This window comes from Thiopseudomonas denitrificans (assembly GCF_002866065.1).
In the GTDB taxonomy this organism is placed as follows: Bacteria; Pseudomonadota; Gammaproteobacteria; order Pseudomonadales; family Pseudomonadaceae; genus Thiopseudomonas; species Thiopseudomonas denitrificans.
This window is the reverse complement of the sequence record NZ_LNJZ01000006.1, coordinates 116,453-134,682: the sequence shown is the minus strand read 5'-3', so window position 1 is coordinate 134,682 and position 18,230 is coordinate 116,453. Positions and strand designations below refer to the sequence as shown.

The 18,230-nt window shown below is 59.4% G+C and carries 13 protein-coding genes and 3 tRNA genes; 11 read left to right on the top strand and 5 right to left on the bottom strand.

What is annotated here, in order from left to right; genetic code table 11:
- Positions 1–156 precede the first annotated feature (156 nt).
- The 3 genes from rnhB to AR306_RS05875 all read left to right on the top strand — a co-directional run bounded on the left by rnhB (position 157) and on the right by AR306_RS05875 (position 3,586).
- Entirely contained in the window at positions 157–762 is a 606-nt protein-coding gene (gene rnhB / locus AR306_RS05885; RefSeq protein WP_101496626.1) for a ribonuclease HII, read from the top strand.
- Positions 759–2,189, top strand: coding sequence for a cardiolipin synthase (cls, locus tag AR306_RS05880; RefSeq protein WP_101496625.1), 1,431 nt, complete (start codon positions 759–761; stop codon positions 2,187–2,189). Before rnhB ends, cls begins: the two co-directional genes overlap by 4 nt.
- 239 nt (positions 2,190–2,428) lie before the next feature.
- A complete protein-coding gene (locus AR306_RS05875; RefSeq protein WP_101496624.1) occupies positions 2,429–3,586 on the top strand; it encodes a serine hydrolase domain-containing protein in 1,158 nt (385 codons plus the stop codon).
- A 279-nt stretch (positions 3,587–3,865) separates the two neighbouring features.
- Here AR306_RS05875 and AR306_RS05870 read toward each other — a convergent pair.
- The 3 genes from AR306_RS05870 to AR306_RS05860 all read right to left on the bottom strand — a co-directional run bounded on the left by AR306_RS05870 (position 3,866) and on the right by AR306_RS05860 (position 4,180).
- A tRNA-Leu gene (locus AR306_RS05870) sits at positions 3,866–3,950 on the bottom strand.
- A 45-nt stretch (positions 3,951–3,995) separates the two neighbouring features.
- Positions 3,996–4,071: transfer RNA gene (locus tag AR306_RS05865), tRNA-His, on the bottom strand.
- 32 nt (positions 4,072–4,103) lie between these two features.
- Positions 4,104–4,180: transfer RNA gene (locus tag AR306_RS05860), tRNA-Arg, on the bottom strand.
- A gap of 225 nt (positions 4,181–4,405) precedes the next feature.
- Here AR306_RS05860 and folD point away from each other — a divergent pair.
- Positions 4,406–5,260: a bifunctional methylenetetrahydrofolate dehydrogenase/methenyltetrahydrofolate cyclohydrolase FolD gene (gene folD, locus AR306_RS05855; protein ID WP_101496639.1), complete on the top strand. Its 855-nt coding sequence runs from the start codon at positions 4,406–4,408 to the stop codon at positions 5,258–5,260.
- Between the two features lie 85 nt (positions 5,261–5,345).
- Here the strand turns inward: folD and hemN are convergent, their stop codons facing one another.
- Positions 5,346–6,731 (bottom strand): oxygen-independent coproporphyrinogen III oxidase, encoded by a 1,386-nt coding sequence (hemN, locus tag AR306_RS05850; RefSeq protein WP_101496623.1) that lies wholly within the window; start codon positions 6,729–6,731, stop codon positions 5,346–5,348.
- A 246-nt stretch (positions 6,732–6,977) separates the two neighbouring features.
- On the opposite strand from hemN, the gene AR306_RS05845 reads away from it, so the two are divergent.
- From AR306_RS05845 to AR306_RS05815, 7 genes are all read left to right on the top strand, one after another.
- The gene (locus tag AR306_RS05845) at positions 6,978–8,504 is read left to right on the top strand and encodes a phospholipase D family protein (protein ID WP_338066588.1); all 1,527 of its coding nucleotides are present in this window, start codon (positions 6,978–6,980) and stop codon (positions 8,502–8,504) included.
- A 111-nt stretch (positions 8,505–8,615) separates the two neighbouring features.
- Positions 8,616–9,953, top strand: coding sequence for a trigger factor (tig, locus tag AR306_RS05840; RefSeq protein ID WP_101496621.1), 1,338 nt, complete (start codon positions 8,616–8,618; stop codon positions 9,951–9,953).
- A 94-nt stretch (positions 9,954–10,047) separates the two neighbouring features.
- On the top strand, positions 10,048–10,677 hold the full coding sequence (clpP, locus tag AR306_RS05835) for an ATP-dependent Clp endopeptidase proteolytic subunit ClpP (RefSeq protein WP_101496620.1): 630 nt from the start codon (positions 10,048–10,050) through the stop codon (positions 10,675–10,677).
- A gap of 53 nt (positions 10,678–10,730) precedes the next feature.
- Complete coding sequence (gene clpX / locus AR306_RS05830; RefSeq protein ID WP_101496619.1) at positions 10,731–12,011, top strand: ATP-dependent Clp protease ATP-binding subunit ClpX; 1,281 nt, start codon at positions 10,731–10,733, stop codon at positions 12,009–12,011.
- Positions 12,012–12,193: 182 nt separating this feature from the next.
- Entirely contained in the window at positions 12,194–14,599 is a 2,406-nt protein-coding gene (lon, locus tag AR306_RS05825) for an endopeptidase La (RefSeq protein WP_101496618.1), read from the top strand.
- Between the two features lie 132 nt (positions 14,600–14,731).
- Entirely contained in the window at positions 14,732–15,007 is a 276-nt protein-coding gene (hupB, locus tag AR306_RS05820) for a nucleoid-associated protein HU-beta (RefSeq protein ID WP_101496617.1), read from the top strand.
- A 115-nt stretch (positions 15,008–15,122) separates the two neighbouring features.
- Positions 15,123–16,979 (top strand): SurA N-terminal domain-containing protein, encoded by a 1,857-nt coding sequence (locus tag AR306_RS05815; RefSeq protein WP_101496616.1) that lies wholly within the window; start codon positions 15,123–15,125, stop codon positions 16,977–16,979.
- A gap of 443 nt (positions 16,980–17,422) precedes the next feature.
- Here the strand turns inward: AR306_RS05815 and fabI are convergent, their stop codons facing one another.
- Positions 17,423–18,217, bottom strand: a complete 795-nt coding sequence (fabI, locus tag AR306_RS05810) for an enoyl-ACP reductase FabI (RefSeq protein ID WP_101496615.1) — start codon at positions 18,215–18,217, stop codon at positions 17,423–17,425.
- Positions 18,218–18,230 lie beyond the last annotated feature (13 nt).

Sequence of the window (18,230 nt, the reverse complement as noted above, 5' to 3'; positions counted from 1 at the left end):
TGTAGGTGCGAATTTATTCGCACAATGAGGCACGTCATTCTGCGTGCTGCGCGTAGCGGATGGAGGAATCCATGAAAGCTGCGCACCTGAGCAGGGTTGCTAGCGCCCTGTTTGACAGATGCTTCGTTGTTGTTTTCTTGATGCGGGATGTTATCCATGCAAACCGATTTGTTCGAGCTGCCTGCCAGCGGGCTGGTGGCGGGGGTTGATGAAGTGGGACGCGGCCCCCTGTGCGGGCCGGTGATTACCGCTGCGGTGATCCTCGATCCCGCCCGCCCGGTTGAGGGGCTGAGAGACTCGAAAAAACTCACCGAAAAAAAGCGTGAGGCACTGGCGGTGCAGATCCGTGAGCGGGCGCTGGCCTGGTGCGTGGCCCGTGCCGACGTGGAAGAGATTGACCGCCTCAACATCCTGCATGCCACCATGCTGGCCATGCGCAGGGCGGTGGAAGGCCTGGACATCCAGCCGGAACTGGCGCTGATTGACGGTAACCGCTGCCCGCAGCTGTCAATGCCTTGCCAGGCGGTGATCAAGGGTGATGACCAGGTGCAGGCGATTGCTGCCGCATCGATTTTGGCCAAGGTGGCGCGTGACCATGAAATGCTGGAACTGGATCGTCAGTACCCCGGTTACGGTATTGCCGGCCACAAGGGCTATCCGACCCCGAAGCACCTTGAGGCACTGGCGCGGCTGGGAGCGACACCGATTCACCGGCGCTCCTTCAAACCGGTGCAGCAGGCGCTGAAGGCCGAGACGAGATGACGCTTGTCCTGATTCTGTATGCGCTGCTGGTGCTGTCATTCAGTATCCGCATTCTGTTGCGTGACGACCTGTCACCGCCGGCGCGTCTGGCCTGGTTCATTGTGCTGGTCCTGCTGCCCTATGTTGGCGGTGTGGCGTATTTCCTGTTTGGCGAAATCGATCTGGGCAACCGGGCACATCGACTGCATGACCGGGTGTTTGCCGAAATCAGGCAGCGGGCCAGCCAGTTCATGGGGCAGCCGGCCGATATCGAGCGGCACATCGAACGGATTTACCGGCCGGTCTTCCGCTATGCGGCCTCGATCAACGGCTTTCATCCGGTTGCCGGCAACCGGGCCTGCGTGCTGGACGATGCCGACGAAACCATAAGGCGCATGGTCGCCGACATGGATGCCGCGACCGATCATATCCATGTGCTTTACTACATCTGGCTCAATGACCGGACCGGCACGGCCATAGCCGAAGCGCTGATCCGGGCGGCGCAGCGTGGCGTGGTCTGCCGGGCGATTGCCGACGGGCTGGGCTCAAGACAGCTGATCGGCTCGGTGCTCTGGCACCGTATGCAGCTGGCCGGAGTGCAGGTTGCTGTGGCACTGCCATTCAACCGGCTGTTCAGAACCATTTTTTTCAGCCGTCTGGACCTGCGCAACCACCGCAAGATCACCGTCATCGATGCCAGGGTCACCTATTGCGGCAGCCGCAATTGTGCCGACCCGGAGTTCCTCCCCAAGGCCGGGTACGCCCCCTGGATCGACATCATGCTACGTTTCGAGGGGCCGGTGGTGGCGCAGAACCAGTTGCTGTTCGCCAGCGACTGGATGCAGGCTACCGGGCAGCGCTGCGATTGCATACCGCTCAAGGCCGAGCCGCACGCAGAGGGCTTTCCGGCACTGGTGATGGGAGCTGGCCCGACGGAACGGCCGCGTGTCACCCCGCAGCTGTATGTCAGCCTGTTTGCCAGTGCGGAACATCGCCTGACCCTGACCACACCCTATTTCGTACCGGACCCGACCACCCTGGAAGCCCTGTGTGCTGCCGCTTTGCGCGGTGTTGAGGTGACCCTGATCTTTCCCCGGCGCAATGACAGCTGGGTGGTTGCCGCGGCCAGTCACAGCTATTACCACCAGCTGCTGGACGCCGGCTGCCGGATCTACGAGCATGGCCGGGGCCTGCTGCATGCAAAAATACTGACGGTGGATGGCCGGGTGTGCATGATCGGCTCATCCAACCTTGATATGCGCAGCTTTGACCTGAACTATGAGAACAATATTCTGCTGCAGGATGAGGGCATCACCACCACGATAGATCGGTGCCAGCAGGAATATATCGGGCAGGCGCGGCGGGTCGAGCTGCCGGAAGTGTTGGCATGGCCGTTTTACCGGCGTATCTGGAACAACGTCATCGCCACGCTGGGGCCGGTACTCTAGTGGCCTGTACGGCTAATTCCATTAGTCAATTTCGGCATCTGAGGCTCCGATGCTGCGTTGCTGCTCCTCGCCATAGCCCCGCTATGACTCGTCACAGCGCCTTGCCCCGAATCCCCAGCCATCCGAACTTGAGTTAACGAACTAGCCGTTCAGGCCACTAGTCGGCGGCGGCTTCAGGGCATGCACCGGGGCGCGGAACTGGCCGGTTATTGACATGCAAGAGGTAAGGAACAACAGTCATGAACAATTCAGTCCAGTCGATTCAGGGCACTTTCGAGCCGGATTTCGCTCCGGTGGTGCACATGTTGCAGGACATGCTGCAACAGCCCGGGCAGCGTGGTGCAGCGCTTTGTATATATCAGCACGGCCAGCGGGTGGTGGATGTCTGGGGTGGAGTTGCAGACCGGGCAGGGCAGCAACCCTGGCAGGAAGATACGCTGGTCAACATTTTTTCCAGCGGCAAACCTGTGCTGGCGGTGGCCCTGTTGCAGCTGGTCGGGGAGGGCAGGCTAGAGCTGGATGCTCCGGTTGCCCGCTACTGGCCAGAGTTCGCGCAGGCGGGCAAGGCGGCGATCAGCGTGCGCCAGTTGTTGGCACACCGTTCCGGGTTGTCGGCACTGGGCGAGCCGCTGGCTGCCGAGGCGCTGTTTGACTGGCAGTGCATGATTGCCGCGCTGGAGGTGCAGCAACCCTGGTGGACACCGGGTGCGGCCCATGGCTATGCACCCATGACCTATGGCTGGCTACTGGGTGAACTGATCCGCCGGGTGGATGGTTGCATGCCCGGAGAGGCGATTGCCCGGCGCATTGCCCGGCCACTGGAGCTGGAGTTTCATGTCGGGTTGCAGCCGGCGCAGCTGGAGCGGGTCAGCGATGTTTCGCGCATCAAGAACGCACTGGGTGACGAGGTTGCGCAGCGTCTGTATGCGCGCATGCTGCAAGCGAAAACCCTGACCGGCAAGGCATTCACCAATCCGCCTTCGATGATGACCAGTACCAACAAGCTGGAATGGCGCGTCATGCAGCAGCCGGCGGCCAATGCCCATGCCGATGCCCGTGCGCTGGCCGGGTTTTATAACGGGTTGCTGCAGGGGCGGCTGCTGGACCAGCAGTTGTTACGGGAAATGCAGCTTGAACACAGCCATGGCATGGACCGGACACTGCTGGCGCAAACCCGCTTTGGCCTGGGCTGCATGCTGGAACAGCCGGGGCTGGCTTATGCCAGCTACGGGCTGGGGCCGCGGGCGTTTGGCCATCCCGGAGCGGGTGGAACGCTGGGTTGTGCCGACCCTGACTATGGCCTGGCCATCGGCTTTGTCACCAACAGCATGGATGCCTATGTAATGATGGACCCCAGGGCGCAGGCACTGAACCGTTGCCTGCTTGCCTGCCTTTGAATGCGCAGGCCGGGAGCATGATGGCTTCCGCGTTGTCCGGCATCCTGTCTGAGAAGAGCCAGTCAATTTCAGTCCGGGGTCACGCTTGTGTGGCCAGAAACAACATAGTACATCCGCTCTGTCATGCCACACTCGATGTACTGAATAACGTACTGATCGGGTGTGGCTGGAAGCAAACGCCGGTGAAAGATGGCGCAAACAAAAAGGCCGCAAACTCTTGAGTTTAGCGGCCTTTAATATGTTTCGCGGTACCTGGTGAAGGCTGGCGGAACAAGTACTTGGTGCGGACAGAGAGACTCGAACTCTCACACCTCGCGGCGCCAGAACCTAAATCTGGTGTGTCTACCAATTCCACCACGTCCGCAATTGACGCTGGATGGCTGCACTCTTGTTGCAGCTATCCGAAATATGGGGTGGACGATGGGGATCGAACCCACGACCACAGGAATCACAATCCTGCGCTCTACCGACTGAGCTACGCCCACCATAAATTCGGTTGCTTGACCTATGCACTCAATGGCGCGCCCGGCAGGACTCGAACCTGCGACCATCCGCTTAGAAGGCGGATGCTCTATCCAGCTGAGCTACGGGCGCCTGGTTATTGCTAACTCGGGCTTGAGTTGAACCCTTGGGGTTTCCCCGTTCCAGCTTTCAGGCTGTGCTAGGCAAGCGGGGCGCATGTTAGCCAGATCCGGAGAAGGAGTCAAGCCCTAAAATTTTCTTGTGTCGATAATGGCTAAATAAATGGATGCGACTTTGCGCAAACTTCAGGTCATGCGAGAATACCGCATCTTTTTATCTGTAACGGTGTGTTTGTTCATGGCTGCACAACTTATTGATGGCAAGGCGGTTGCCGCTTCGATTCGTCAGAAGATCGCTGTTTCTGTTGAAAACCATATTGCTGCCGGTCGGCGGGCGCCGAGCCTGGCGGTCATTCTGGTGGGCAGTGATCCGGCATCGCAGGTCTACGTTGCTCACAAGCGCAAGGACTGCGAGCAAGTGGGTATTGTCTCGATCGCCCATGATTTGCCGGAAACCACCACGCAGGAAGAACTGACCGCCCTGATTGACCGACTGAATGCCGATGACGGGGTCGACGGCATCCTGTTGCAGTTGCCCTTGCCGGCACACCTGGACTCCTCACCCTTGCTGGAGCGGATCAACCCGCGCAAGGATGTGGACGGCTTCCATCCCTACAATCTGGGCCGGCTGGCCCAGCGCATGCCGATGCTGCGCCCCTGCACGCCCAAGGGCATCATCACGCTGCTGGCTACCACCGGGGTGGACCTGCACGGGCTGGATGCGGTGGTGGTCGGGGCGTCCAATATTGTCGGTCGGCCGATGGCGCTGGAGTTGCTGCTGGCCGGTTGCACGACAACGGTCACGCACCGTTTCACCAAAAATCTTGAGGAACACGTGCGCCGGGCCGACCTGGTGGTGGTGGCCGTGGGTATTCCCGATCTGGTCAAGGGCGAGTGGATCAAACCGGGCGCGATCGTGATCGATGTCGGCATCAACCGTACCGCGAGCGGCACGCTGATCGGTGACGTGGGCTTTGACGCGGCGGTTGAGCGGGCGGCCTGGATAACGCCGGTGCCGGGTGGTGTCGGACCCATGACCCGCGCCGAGCTGCTGGAAAATACCCTGCAGGCTTACGAGAGCACACAGGGCTGATAAAAAACCGGGAAATTTTCCCGGTTTTTTATGGTTGCGCAGAGTAGCTGGTGTCCGGCATGGCCGGATGCCAGCCGCTGGCCGGTTATACCGTCCGCGAGAAACGACCCTGCTGGTTGCCGCCCAGATAGGCGTCAAACGCCATGGCGACGTTGCGCATCATCAGGTTGCCTTGTGGCAGCAGGATGATGTCGGTGTCGGTGATTTCCACCAGGTTGTCGGCAACCGGCTCCTGCAGTTTCTCGAAGGCATCGGCAAAGTATTCACGGAAGCTGATGCCGTGAGCCTGCTCGATATCCGGCATGTGGATGCGGTTGTGGCACATCAGGTCGCTGATCACGTCACGGCGCAGGCGGTCGTCATCGTTGAGTTCATAACCCCGGTGCAGGGGCAGCTTGCCTTCGCGCAGCATGCTGTAGTACAGCGACAGCTCTTTCACGTTCTGGCTGTAACTGTCGGCTATCTTGCCGATCGACGACGAGCCCAGGCCGATGATGTCGCAGTCGGCGTGAGTCGAGTAGCCCTGGAAGTTGCGTTGCAGGGTGCCGTCGTTGCGTGCCTGTACCAGCTCGTCATCGGGCAGGGCGAAGTGGTCCATGCCGATATAGATGTAGCCGGCGCTGCACAGGCGCTGAATGGTCAGCTCCAGCAGTTCCAGCTTGCGCTCGGGCGGCGGCATGTGCTCCGGACGGATCAGGCGCTGGGCACGCACCAGGTGGGGCAGGTGGGCATAGCTGTAAGCGGAGATGCGGTCGGGGCGCAGGGCAATGATCTTGTCCAGCGTGGTGTTGAAGCTGTCCACTGTCTGCAGGGGCAGGCCATAGATCAGGTCCACGCTGGTGGCGCGAAAGCCGTATTCCCGTGCCGCGTGAATCAGTTCGGCGACCTGTTCCTCGCTCTGGACGCGGTTGACCGCGGCCTGCACGTCAGGGTCGAAATCCTGCACGCCAAAACTCAGGCGATTGAAGCCCAGCTGGCGCAGGTTCTTGAGCTGGTCCGGTGAAATGGTGCGCGGGTCCACTTCCATGGAAAACTGGCGTTCGTCACTGTCATCCAGCGTGAAGGCTTCGCCGAGGCACTGCATCAGGTCGGCCAGTTGTTCCTGGGTCAGATAGGTTGGTGTGCCGCCACCGAAGTGCAGCTGGGTGACCTTGCGCGAACGGTCGAACAGCGCTGCCTGCATGCGGATTTCCTGTTTCAGGTAGTCCAGGTATTCCACTGCGCGGCTGGTTTTCTGGGTGATGATCTTGTTACAGGCACAGTAGTAGCACAGGCTCTTGCAGAACGGGATATGGATGTACAGTGAAATCGGCTTGGCTGGTGCCTGGTTGCTGCGTGCAGCAGCGGCACGGTAGTTGTCTTCGACAAACAGGGTATGAAACTGTGGAGCAGTGGGGTAGGAGGTGTAGCGGGGGCCCGGGCGGTCGTATTTTTCCACCAGGGCCCGGTCAAAAGTTGTCATGTGCTCCATTGTTCAATCACCTCGAATAACTAAAACTCTGTCTGGTTGCGGGTGTCGGCGGTGTGCTTTTTTCCGTCCGGGCCGCACGGGATTCTGGCGAATCCGGTAATGGACGCAAGATTACCCCAAACGTCGACAGAATCGGTAAAATAACCGCTCTTGATTGATTTGACACAACTTTGACAATGTATTGGCAGCATGTGCCGGTCGTCTGCAGGAGGCGTTTTGGGGGGCAGGTCATTATGGGTGATGGTGATGTCGCTATTGATGCTGACGGGTTGCGCAGGGCTGCCACGGCCGCTTGAACGGGCGCCACAGACTGCCATCACCCCGCTGGAGGCACAAAACACCTCGATCGCCCGGGCGCTGGCTCCCCTGCTGCAGAGCCGTGCGACAGGACTGAGCGGAATTTATCCGCTGGTCGAGGCAGATGATGCCTTTGCCGCCCGCATGCTGATGGCGCGGCATGCCGAGCGTACGCTGGATGTGCAGTATTACATCTGGCGGGCTGACATGACTGGCGTGATGCTGCTGGAGGCCCTGCATGAGGCGGCCGATCGCGGCGTGCGCGTGCGTCTGCTGCTGGACGATAACAACAGCGCCGGGATCGAGCCTTTCCTGCTGGCAATGCATGCGCATGTCAATATCGAGGTGCGGGTGTTCAACCCGTTCGCCATTCGCCGGGTGCGTTGGCTGAATTTTGTCACCGAGTTTTCCCGCGTCAACCGGCGCATGCACAACAAGAGTTTCACCGTGGACGGCTCGGCCACCATCATTGGCGGGCGCAATATCGGTGACAAATACTTTGGTGCCTCCGACGATATCCTGTTTGCCGACCTGGACGTGTTGACCGTGGGCGCGGTGGTGCCGGAAGTATCGCGTGATTTTGATGCCTACTGGAACAGCCCGGCCGCCTATCCTCTGGACCAGGTGCTGGGCCGGCGTCATAACGGGGTTTCGCTGGTGCAGCTGGCCGAGCAGGCGGAGCACATTTCCCGCAGTCCGGCGGCGGGGGAGTACCTGGAGTCGTTGCGCGAGGCCGACCTGCTGGCGCGGCTGCTGATGCGGGATCTGGAATTTGAGTGGGCACAGGTACGCATGGTCAGCGATGCGCCGGACAAGGTCTGGCAAAAGCATTCGGAAAATAGCCTGCTGGTGCAGCAGCTGCAACAAATCATCGGCAACCCGCAGCAGGACGTGGAGCTGATTTCTCCCTATTTTGTACCCACTGCGGCCGGTGTCGAGGCGTTTGCCTGGCTGGTGCGCAACGGCGTCGAGGTGCGCGTGCTGACCAACTCGCTGGCGGCAACCGATGTGGCCTTTGTTCATGCCGGTTATGCCCGGCGGCGCAAGGCGCTGCTTGAAGCCGGTGTCGAGCTGTATGAGCTGAGCCATGTCCGCCCGAAACGGACGCCCGGCAGCCGGCGCAAGGGCAGGGTGCTTGGCAGTTCCGGCTCCAGCCTGCATGCAAAGACCTTTTCCGTGGATGGTCAGTACGTGTTTGTCGGCTCGTTCAACTTCGACCCGCGTTCGGCCAACCTGAACACCGAGCTGGGCTTTGTCATTGACAGCCCGCGACTGGCGATGAACATCCGCAGTGCCTTTGAGGATGAAATCCCCGAGCAGGCCTACCGCCTGAGCCTGGATGACAGGGGGCGGCTGCGCTGGACGGTGCGCGACGAGGGGCGGCTCCAGGTATATGTGCACGAGCCCAAAAGCAGCCTGTTGCGTCGAGCCAGTGTGCGGTTTTTGTCCTGGCTGCCGATCGAGGGCCTGCTCTAGGCGTAAAAACTCCATGCACAGGATGGATATTTCTGTTCAAGACTAATAGAATGCACCCCTTTGATTCCAAGGTCGGTCTGTCTGGCCATGTCTATTCAACGAGGATTATCCATGCAAGTTTCAGTAGAAAGCACCTCTGCTCTTGAGCGTCGAATGACTGTTGGCGTTCCAGCAGAGCGTATCGAAGCAGAAGTCACCAAGCGCCTGCAGCGCACTGCACGCCAGGCCAAGGTGCCGGGCTTCCGTCCGGGCAAGGTGCCCATGAACATCATCCGCCAGCGTTACGAGGCCGACGCGCGGCAGGACGTGCTGGGCGATGTGATTCAGAACACTTTCTACGAAGCCGTGATTGCCGAGAAACTCAACCCGGCCGGCCAGCCTGCCATCGAACCCAAGGTGTTCGAGAAGGACAAGGATCTGGAATATACCGCCACTTTCGAGGTGTACCCGGAGTTTGAGGTCAAGGGCCTGGAAAACATCGAGATCGAGCGCCTGCAGGCCGAAGTCGCCGACAGCGACATCGACAACATGCTGGATATCCTGCGCAAGCAGAACACCCGCTATGTAGCCGTTGAGCGTGCCGCGGCCAAGGATGACCAGGTCAACATCGACTTCGTTGGCCGCATTGATGGCGAAGTCTTTGCCGGTGGCAGCGCTGAAGGCGTCCCGGTTGTACTGGGTTCCGGCAACATGATCCCCGGCTTTGAAGAAGCGCTGGAAGGTGCCGTGGCCGGTGAAGAGCGTGTCATCACCCCGACCTTCCCCGAGAACTATCAGAACGAGGAACTGGCCGGCAAAGAAGCCGAGTTCACCGTCAAGGTCAACGCCGTTGAAGAGCCGGCCCTGCCCGAGCTGGACGAGCAGTTCTTTACCCTGTTCGGCATGAGCGAAGGTGGCCTGGAAGGCTTCCGTGGCGAAGTCGGCAAGAACATGCAGCGCGAGCTGAAGCAGGCGCTGACCAACAAGCTGAAAATCCAGGTGATGGACGGCCTGCTGGCACAGAACGCCATTGACGTGCCCAAGGCACTGGTTGACAGCGAAAACTATCGCCTGCGCGTCCAGGCTGTACAGCAGTTCGGTGGCCAGATGAAAGCCGAGCAGCTGCCGGCGGAAATGTTCGAAGCCCAGGCCAGGCGTCGCGTCAGCCTCGGCCTGCTGGTGGCCCAGATCGTCAAGCAGTTCGACATCAAGGTCGACGAAGACCGTGTGCGCAGCACCATTGAAGACATGGCTTCCGCCTACCAGGAGCCACAACAGGTGATCGACTGGTACTACAAGAACGAGCAGCAACTGGAAGACGTGCGTGCGCTGGTGCTGGAAGAGCAGGTTGTCGAGACCGTGCTGGAAAAAGCCAGGGTTACCGACAAGAACGTTCCTTACGAGGACGCCGTCAAGCCGGAAGCACCTGCCGCACCGGCAGCCAGCGAAGGCGACGCTGAAGAAGCCTGACCCCTGGCGGTTGCGCAGACAAGCAAGGACACAAGCCAGCCGTAGTGCTGGCTTGTGTGCCTGCAGGACATCAACTTTACAGGAGGCGGGTACCATGACAGCTTCAAGTTTCATGTACGGGCAACAGGCCATCGAGGCCGCAGGCGGACTGGTTCCCATGGTGGTGGAGCAAAGCTCCCGTGGCGAGCGTGCCTATGACATCTATTCGCGCCTGCTCAAGGAGCGCATCATTTTTCTGGTTGGCCCGGTCGAGGACATGATGGCCAACCTGGTGGTGGCCCAGTTGCTGTTCCTGGAAGCGGAGAATCCTGACAAGGACATCCACCTGTACATCAACTCGCCGGGCGGATCGGTGACTGCCGGCATGTCGATCTACGACACCATGCAGTTCATCAAGCCGGACGTTTCCACCACCTGTATTGGCCAGGCGGCCAGCATGGGTGCGCTGCTGCTGGCCGGCGGTGCTGCCGGCAAGCGTTTCTGCCTGCCACACTCGCGGGTGATGATCCACCAGCCGCTGGGCGGCTTCCGCGGGCAGGCCTCCGACATCGAGATTCATGCACGGGAGATCCTCTACATCCGCGAACGCCTCAACCAGGTACTGGCGCACCATACGGGGCAGCCGCTGGACGTGATTGCCCGGGATACCGACCGTGATAACTTCATGAGCGGTGACGAAGCTGTAAAATACGGCCTGATCGATCAGGTGGTAAGCAAACGTTGATGCTGGCCTCTGCACCGGCAGGCGGCAACAGATTGACGAAGCAGGATAAGTGAATGACAAACATGCAAAAAGGCGAGGACAAGGGCAAGCTGCTGTATTGCTCCTTCTGTGGCAAGAGCCAGCACGAAGTGCGCAAACTGATTGCCGGTCCTTCCGTATTCATTTGTGACGAGTGCGTCGACCTCTGTATCGACATCATTCGTGAAGAGACAGAGGAAGCCGATGGCGAGGAAAACGCCAACCGGTTGCCGACCCCGCGGGAAATCAGTGCGGTGCTGGACCAGTACGTGATTGGCCAGGAAAAGGCCAAGAAAGTGCTGGCGGTAGCAGTCTATAACCACTACAAGCGCCTGCACAGCCGCGAGCGCAAGCGTGACGATGTCGAGCTGGGCAAGAGCAACATCCTGCTGATCGGCCCGACCGGTTCGGGCAAGACCCTGCTTGCCCAGACCCTGGCACGGCTGCTGAATGTGCCCTTCACCATTGCCGATGCGACCACCCTGACCGAAGCCGGTTACGTGGGCGAGGACGTGGAAAACGTCATCCAGAAGCTGCTGCAGAAGTGCGACTACGACGTGGAAAAGGCCCAGATGGGCATCATCTATCTGGACGAAATCGACAAGATCACCCGCAAGTCGGAAAACCCGTCGATTACCCGTGACGTATCGGGCGAGGGCGTGCAGCAGGCACTGCTCAAGCTGATCGAGGGCACGGTGGCCTCGATTCCGCCGCAGGGTGGCCGCAAGCACCCGCAGCAGGAGTTCCTGCAGGTCGATACCTCCAACATCCTGTTCATCTGTGGTGGTGCTTTTGCCGGGCTGGAAAAAATCATCCAGGCCCGCTCCGAAAAAGGCGGCATCGGCTTTGGTGCCGAGGTGCGCAGCAAGGAGCTGGAGAAGAAGATCGGTGAGACCCTGCTTGGCGTCGAGCCTGACGATCTGGTCCGCTTTGGCCTGATCCCCGAGTTGATTGGCCGTCTGCCGGTCATTGCCACGCTGGAAGAGCTGGATGAAGACGCGCTGGTGCGTATCCTCAGCGAGCCGCGCAACGCACTGATCAAACAGTACGCCAAGCTGTTCGACATGGAAGACGTCGAGCTGGAGTTCCGTCCGGACGCCCTGCAGGCGGTGGCCCGCCGGGCGCTGGAACGCAAGACCGGAGCGCGCGGTCTGCGTTCGATCCTGGAGGAAATCCTGCTGGATACCATGTTCGAGATTCCTTCTGCCGAAGGTGTCAGCAAGGTGGTCATTGATGAAAGCGTGATCAAGGGCGAATCCGAGCCGATGATGATTTACAGCTCTGATGATCTGGCCAGGGTTTCATCCGAAACCTGATACCGGAGACAGACAAAAAGGGCCGTAAGGCCCTTTTTGCATTTTGGCCATGATGGTTGCAAGCTGCACCGCACGAGCTGGTTTACACAAGCAGGCGGGTGCTTCCTTGCAATTTGCCGGATTGCCCCCATAACAGGCCCAAGCTTAATGTAGTGCGGCGGTTGCCGCTGGTGAGAAGATTTATGAAAACGATGATTGAGTTGCCCCTGTTGCCCCTGCGCGATGTCGTGGTTTATCCGCACATGGTCATTCCCCTGTTTGTCGGGCGACCCAAGTCGATCAAGGCGCTCGAGGCCGCCATGCTGAATGACAAGCAGATTCTGCTGGTGGCCCAGAAAGACCCGGCCGATGACGATCCCGATCTGGATGGCGTGCACGGGCAGGGCACTGTTGCCAATATCCTGCAATTGCTGAAACTGCCGGATGGTACCGTCAAGGTGCTGGCCGAGGGCAAGGCCCGCGGGCGCATTCATGCCAGCCTGGGCGATGTTGACGGTTACTGGCAGGTTGTGACGGAAACCGACCTGGAGCCGGAAGAGCTGGCCGAGGTTGAAAATACCGTATTGCGCCGGGTCCTGCTTGACCAGTTTGAGGAATATGCCAAACATGGGCGCAAGGTTCCGGCGGAGTTCGTCAGCAGCCTGGCCGATGTCGAGGATGTCGCCCGGCTGGCTGACCTGATTGCCGCCCAGATGAGCCTGACGCTGGAGCAAAAGCAGGAAATTCTCGAGCTTGACGATATTGTCGGTCGTACCGACAAGCTGATGGGCTTTCTCGATGCCGAACTGGACCTGCAACGCATGGAAAAGCGCATTCGTGGCCGCGTGAAAAAGCAGATGGAGCGCAGCCAGCGGGATTACTACCTGAATGAGCAGATGAAAGCGATTCAGAAGGAACTGGGCGAGGACGAAGAAGGCCACAACGAGGTTGAAGCCCTGCGCAAACGCATCAATGAAGCACAGATGCCACAGGAAGCGCTGGACAAGGCCAATGCCGAGCTGAAAAAGCTGCAGCAGATGTCGCCCATGTCGGCTGAGGCCACCGTGGTGCGTACCTATCTGGACTGGATGGTGAATGTGCCTTGGCATAAGAAAACCAAGGTGCGGCTGGACCTGGGCAAGGCTGAAGAAGTGCTGGATGCCGACCACTATGGCCTGGACGAGGTCAAGGAGCGCATCCTTGAATACCTGGCGGTACAGAAGCGCGTGCGTAAGCTAAAAGGCCCGATCCTGTGCCTGGTCGGTCCGCCCGGCGTGGGCAAGACCTCGCTGGCCGAGTCGATTGCCCGCTCCACCAACCGCAAGTATGTGCGCATGGCACTGGGTGGTGTGCGTGACGAGGCGGAAATCCGTGGCCACCGTCGCACCTACATCGGCTCCATGCCGGGCCGTCTGATTCAGCGCCTGAGCAAGGTTGGGGTGCGCAACCCGCTGTTCCTGTTCGACGAGATCGACAAGATGGCCAGCGACATGCGTGGTGATCCGGCTTCCGCCTTGCTGGAAGTGCTGGACCCGGAACAGAACAGCAACTTCAATGACCACTATCTTGAAGTGGATTATGACCTGTCGGATGTGATGTTCGTCTGCACCGCCAACTCGATGAACATTCCCGGGCCGCTGCTCGACCGCATGGAAGTCATCCGCATTCCGGGTTACACCGAGGACGAAAAGCTCAATATCGCCCAGAAATACCTGGTGCCCAAACAGCGCAAGGCCAACGGTCTGAAAGACAGTGAAATGAGCATTGCCGACGCGGCGGTACTGGATATCGTGCGTTACTACACCCGCGAAGCCGGTGTCCGTGGCCTGGAGCGCCAGATCGCCAAGGTCTGCCGCAAGCTGGTCAAACAGCACCTGGACAGCAAGAACATCCGGGTCGAGGTGGTGCCGGAAATGCTCGAGGATCTGCTCGGCGTACGCAAGTTCCGCTATGGCCTGGCCGAAACCGAAAACCAGATCGGCCAGGTCACCGGGCTGGCCTGGACCCAGGTTGGCGGTGAGTTGCTGACCATCGAAACCGCAACCATGCCGGGCAAGGGCCAGCTGATCAAGACCGGCTCGCTGGGTGATGTCATGGCCGAGTCCATGACGGCTGCCATGACCGTGGTACGCAGCCGTGCGCAAGCGCTGGGCATTGCGCCCAACTTCTACGAAAAGACCGACGTGCATATCCACATGCCCGAGGGCGCCACACCGAAGGACGGCCCCAGCGCCGGGATTGGCCTGTGTACCGCGCTGGTGTCGTCCCTGACGAAAATCCCGGTGCGCGCCGATGTTGCCATGACCGGTGAAATCACCCTGCGTGGCGAGGTCCTGGCGATTGGCGGACTGAAAGAGAAACTGCTGGCAGCCCACCGTGGCGGGATCAGGACAGTGATCATTCCCGAGGAAAACAAGGCCGACCTGAAGGAGATTCCTGACAACATCAAGGCAGACCTTGATATATGTACCGTAAAATGGATTGATGAAGTGCTGGCAATCGCTCTACAATACGCTCCCGAGCCGCTGGCCGATGCTGAAGTCGAATTATTGTTGCAGCGTGAGCAGGCCGGGAAAGAGTCGTCAGAAGGGCGTCGCCAGACGCACTGACCGCTTGAATTGCGAGGTTTATAGCAAGTTTTCGTGAAAGCGGGCCCGAAGTGTTGACGGAAGGTAAACAACTGATTATCTTGCTCAACCATCGACACGCTTCCATATTTGAAATAACAAGGGGATTTACGAGTGAACAAATCAGAACTGATTGAAAAAGTAGCAGCTGCTGCTGACCTGCCCAAAGCTGCTGCTGGCCGTGCGCTGGACGCGGTACTGGAAACAGTGACCGAAGCCCTGAAAGAGGGTGATTCCGTTGTACTGGTTGGTTTTGGCACTTTTGCCGTAAAGGATCGTGCTGCACGTACCGGTCGTAACCCGCAAACCGGCAAGACCATCGAAATCCCCGCCGCCAAGGTTCCCGGCTTCAAGCCAGGCAAGGCGCTGAAGGATGCGGTCAACGCCTGAGTTTTGGTGAAGACTGCACCTTGACCCGGTAACGGGTCAATCGATAAACAAAGGCGCATCGGGTGGTGCGCCTTTGTTTTTTGTGTTTTGCAAGGCGGCTTGTTCCGGAGGGTATATGCTGCAAAATATCAGGGACCGCTCAACCAGCTGGATCTCCAAGGTCATTGTCGGCCTGATTGTCGTGCTTCTGTCGTTTACCGGTTTTGAAGCCATCATGAGTTCGACCAGTAACCGCAACAATGCGGCCAAGGTCAACGATACAGAAATTACCCTGGACGCACTGGCCCAGGAAAAGAGCATCCAGCAGCGCCAGTTGGCCCAACAGTTTGGTGCCGACTTCAACATGGCGGGTCTGGATGACAAGCTGCTGAACGAAATGGCCCTGAAAAGCCTGATTGGTCGCACCTTGCTGCTCCAGGCTGCCGAAAAATCCGGAATTGTCAGCTCCACTGCAGCGGTTGACAGCTTCATCGTGCAGTTTCCCGAGTTTCAGCAGGACGGCCAGTTCGATGCCCAGCGCTTTGACCAGGTGTTGCGCCAGATGGGCTATGGGCGCATGCAGTTCCGTCGCATGCTGGAGCAGGACATCCAGCTGACCCAGTTGCAAAGCGGCATTATCAACAGCGCTTTCGTCACTGCACAGGAAGCCGAGGCTTTTGCCCGCCTGGAGCGTCAGACGCGGGACTTCTCGATGGTTGAAATCAAGCCGGATCTCAATGCGGTCGAGGTTGCCGACAGCGAGGTCGAAGCCTTCTACCAGTCGAGCCTGGAGCGCTACATGACTCCCGAGCAAGTCGTGCTTGAATACATCGAACTGAGCAAGTCGGCACTGGCCAGCCAGATTGAGGTCAGTGAAGAAGACGTGCGTGATGCCTACGAGGCAGCAATTGCCAACCTCGCCGAGCAACGCCGAGCTGCCCATATCCTGTTTGAGGCCGGTACCGAGAAAGAACTGGCAGAAGCACTGGAAAAGGCGCAAGCCACTGCCGGGCGGATTGCCGCTGGCGAGGACTTTGCCGCACTGGCCAGCGAGCTGTCCGATGATCCGGGCTCTGCCGTAGACGGCGGTGACCTGGGCTTTGCCGGACCGGACGTTTATGAGCCGGCTTTTGAAGACGCGCTCTATGCACTGGAGAAGGGACAGGTATCGGAGCCGGTGCAGACCGCGTTCGGCTGGCACCTGATCAAGTTGCTGGACGTGCAGGGTGCCGACATTCCCGAACTGGCCAACATGCGTGACAGCCTGTTGCAGGATGTGCGTGCCGGCAAGGTCGAGCAGCTGTTCGTCGAGCAGGTTGACGCGCTGGAAGGCGCTGCCTACGAGGCTGCCGACCTGCAGCAGCCGGCGCAGGAGCTTGGCCTGCAAGTCAAGCTGAGTCCGGCGTTCGGTCGTGAGGGTGGCGAGGGCATCTTTGCCAATCGGCAGGTGATTGAGGCGGCTTTCAGTGAGGAAATCCTGGAAGAAGGTGCCAACAGTCATGCGCTTGAGCTGGATGCCGATACCGTGGTGGTATTGCGCGTCAAGGAGCATCACAAGCCTGAACAACTGGCTTTGGCCGATGTGCGTGACGGGATTGTCGAGCTGCTGCGGGTGGACAAGGCCGGTGAGCAGACTCGTGTCCAGGGTGAAGAACTGCTGACTGCCCTGAGTGAAGACCGGGCTGAACCGACCCCGGACTGGCAGCGTTTTGAGGCGGCTACCCGCATGGAAGATAGCGTTGAACCGCAAGTGCTGCAACAGGTGTTCCGCATGCCCAAACCGGATGACGGCCAGTTCAGCCATGCCGGCTTGAGCCTGCCTGATGGCCGCTACGTGGTATTGCGTCTGGCGGGTGTCGGTACACCGGAAGAGGCGGTGGCCCCTGAGCAGCTGCAAGCGCTGCGTGACATCCTGGCATCCCGCCTGGGGCAGGGTGATTTTGCCGCCTTTACCCGTCAGCTGGAAAAGGACGCCAAAATCGAGCGCTTCTGATCTGCTGGCAGTTGTTGAAAGAAAAAACCGCAGCCCATGGGCTGCGGTTTTTTTTGTGCCGGTTTTGTAGTTACTGGATTTTGCGAGTGTGCGAAGGATGACGAATGTGCTGTGGTTGGCTTGCTAGGTGAACATGAGCCGGGTGTAAACAGATGGATGGGTTCGGACTGCCTGTAGGTGCGAATTTATTCGCACAGCTGGATATTATGGGCCCAGCTGTGCTGGGCTTTGTTCGAATAAATTCGAACCTACAGCTGCTGTTCTCTACGAGAGTGGCAGCCTTCCGTGCGAATGAATTGGCAGCAAGATTGTGCGAAGGGGCTTGCCCCTGAGAAACGGCTTATTCTTTGTCGCGGGCAAGCCCGCTCCCACAACCGGTTCACAACCCACCAATAAAAAACCGCGACACAGAGGTCGCGGTTTTGGTGTGGCAATCAAAGAGCTTACTCTTCGATGGCACCCATTGCGGTGGTGTTGAAACCGCCATCCACATAGAGAATCTCGCCGCTGATGCCTGACGCCAAGTCGGAACACAGGAAGGCACCGGCGTTGCCGACTTCCTCGATGGTGACGTTACGGCGCAGCGGCGTCTGGGCTTCGTTGGCACTGAGCATCTTGCGGAAGTTCTTGATGCCGGAAGCGGCCAGGGTGCGGATGGGGCCGGCGGAGACGGCGTTCACGCGGGTGCCTTCCGGACCCATGCTGGCGGCCAGGTAGCGTACGCTGGCTTCCAGACTGGCCTTGGCCAGGCCCATGACGTTGTAGTTGGGCATGGTGCGCACCGAGCCCAGGTAGGTCAGGGTCAGCAGGCTGCCGTTGCGGCCCTTCATCATCTCGCGACCGGCCTTGGCCAGGGCGATGAAGCTGTAGGCGCTGATGTCGTGGGCAATCTTGAAGCCTTCGCGGGTGGTGACTTCGGTAAAGTCGCCATCAAGCTGGTCACCGGGAGCAAAGCCCACGGAGTGCACGATGCAGTCCAGGCCGTCCCATTTCTTGCCCAGTTCGGTGAAAACGTTGGTGATGTCCTCGTCGTTGGCTACATCACAGGGGAAGCAGAGGTCGGCGCTGGAGCCCCATTGCTCGGCAAAGCCTTCCACGCGGCCTTTGAGCTTTTCGTTCTGGTAGGTAAATGCCAGCTCGGCACCTTCACGATGCATGGCTTCGGCCAGGCCGGCGGCGATGGACAGCTTGCTGGCCACGCCGACAATCAGAACTTTCTTTCCTTTCATGAAACCCATGGTATTCCCCTTG

Excerpts from the sequence above, each read along its gene's own strand:
- rnhB (WP_101496626.1), top strand. The coding sequence starts at position 157 with ATGCAAACCGATTTGTTCGAGCTGCCTGCCAGCGGGCTGGTGGCGGGG.
- cls (WP_101496625.1), top strand. The coding sequence starts at position 759 with ATGACGCTTGTCCTGATTCTGTATGCGCTGCTGGTGCTGTCATTCAGT.
- AR306_RS05875 (WP_101496624.1), top strand. The coding sequence starts at position 2,429 with ATGAACAATTCAGTCCAGTCGATTCAGGGCACTTTCGAGCCGGATTTC.
- folD (WP_101496639.1), top strand. The coding sequence starts at position 4,406 with ATGGCTGCACAACTTATTGATGGCAAGGCGGTTGCCGCTTCGATTCGT.
- hemN (WP_101496623.1), bottom strand. The coding sequence starts at position 6,731 with ATGGAGCACATGACAACTTTTGACCGGGCCCTGGTGGAAAAATACGAC.
- AR306_RS05845 (WP_338066588.1), top strand. The coding sequence starts at position 6,978 with ATGTCGCTATTGATGCTGACGGGTTGCGCAGGGCTGCCACGGCCGCTT.
- tig (WP_101496621.1), top strand. The coding sequence starts at position 8,616 with ATGCAAGTTTCAGTAGAAAGCACCTCTGCTCTTGAGCGTCGAATGACT.
- clpP (WP_101496620.1), top strand. The coding sequence starts at position 10,048 with ATGACAGCTTCAAGTTTCATGTACGGGCAACAGGCCATCGAGGCCGCA.
- clpX (WP_101496619.1), top strand. The coding sequence starts at position 10,731 with ATGACAAACATGCAAAAAGGCGAGGACAAGGGCAAGCTGCTGTATTGC.
- lon (WP_101496618.1), top strand. The coding sequence starts at position 12,194 with ATGAAAACGATGATTGAGTTGCCCCTGTTGCCCCTGCGCGATGTCGTG.
- AR306_RS05815 (WP_101496616.1), top strand. The coding sequence starts at position 15,123 with ATGCTGCAAAATATCAGGGACCGCTCAACCAGCTGGATCTCCAAGGTC.
- fabI (WP_101496615.1), bottom strand. The coding sequence starts at position 18,217 with ATGGGTTTCATGAAAGGAAAGAAAGTTCTGATTGTCGGCGTGGCCAGC.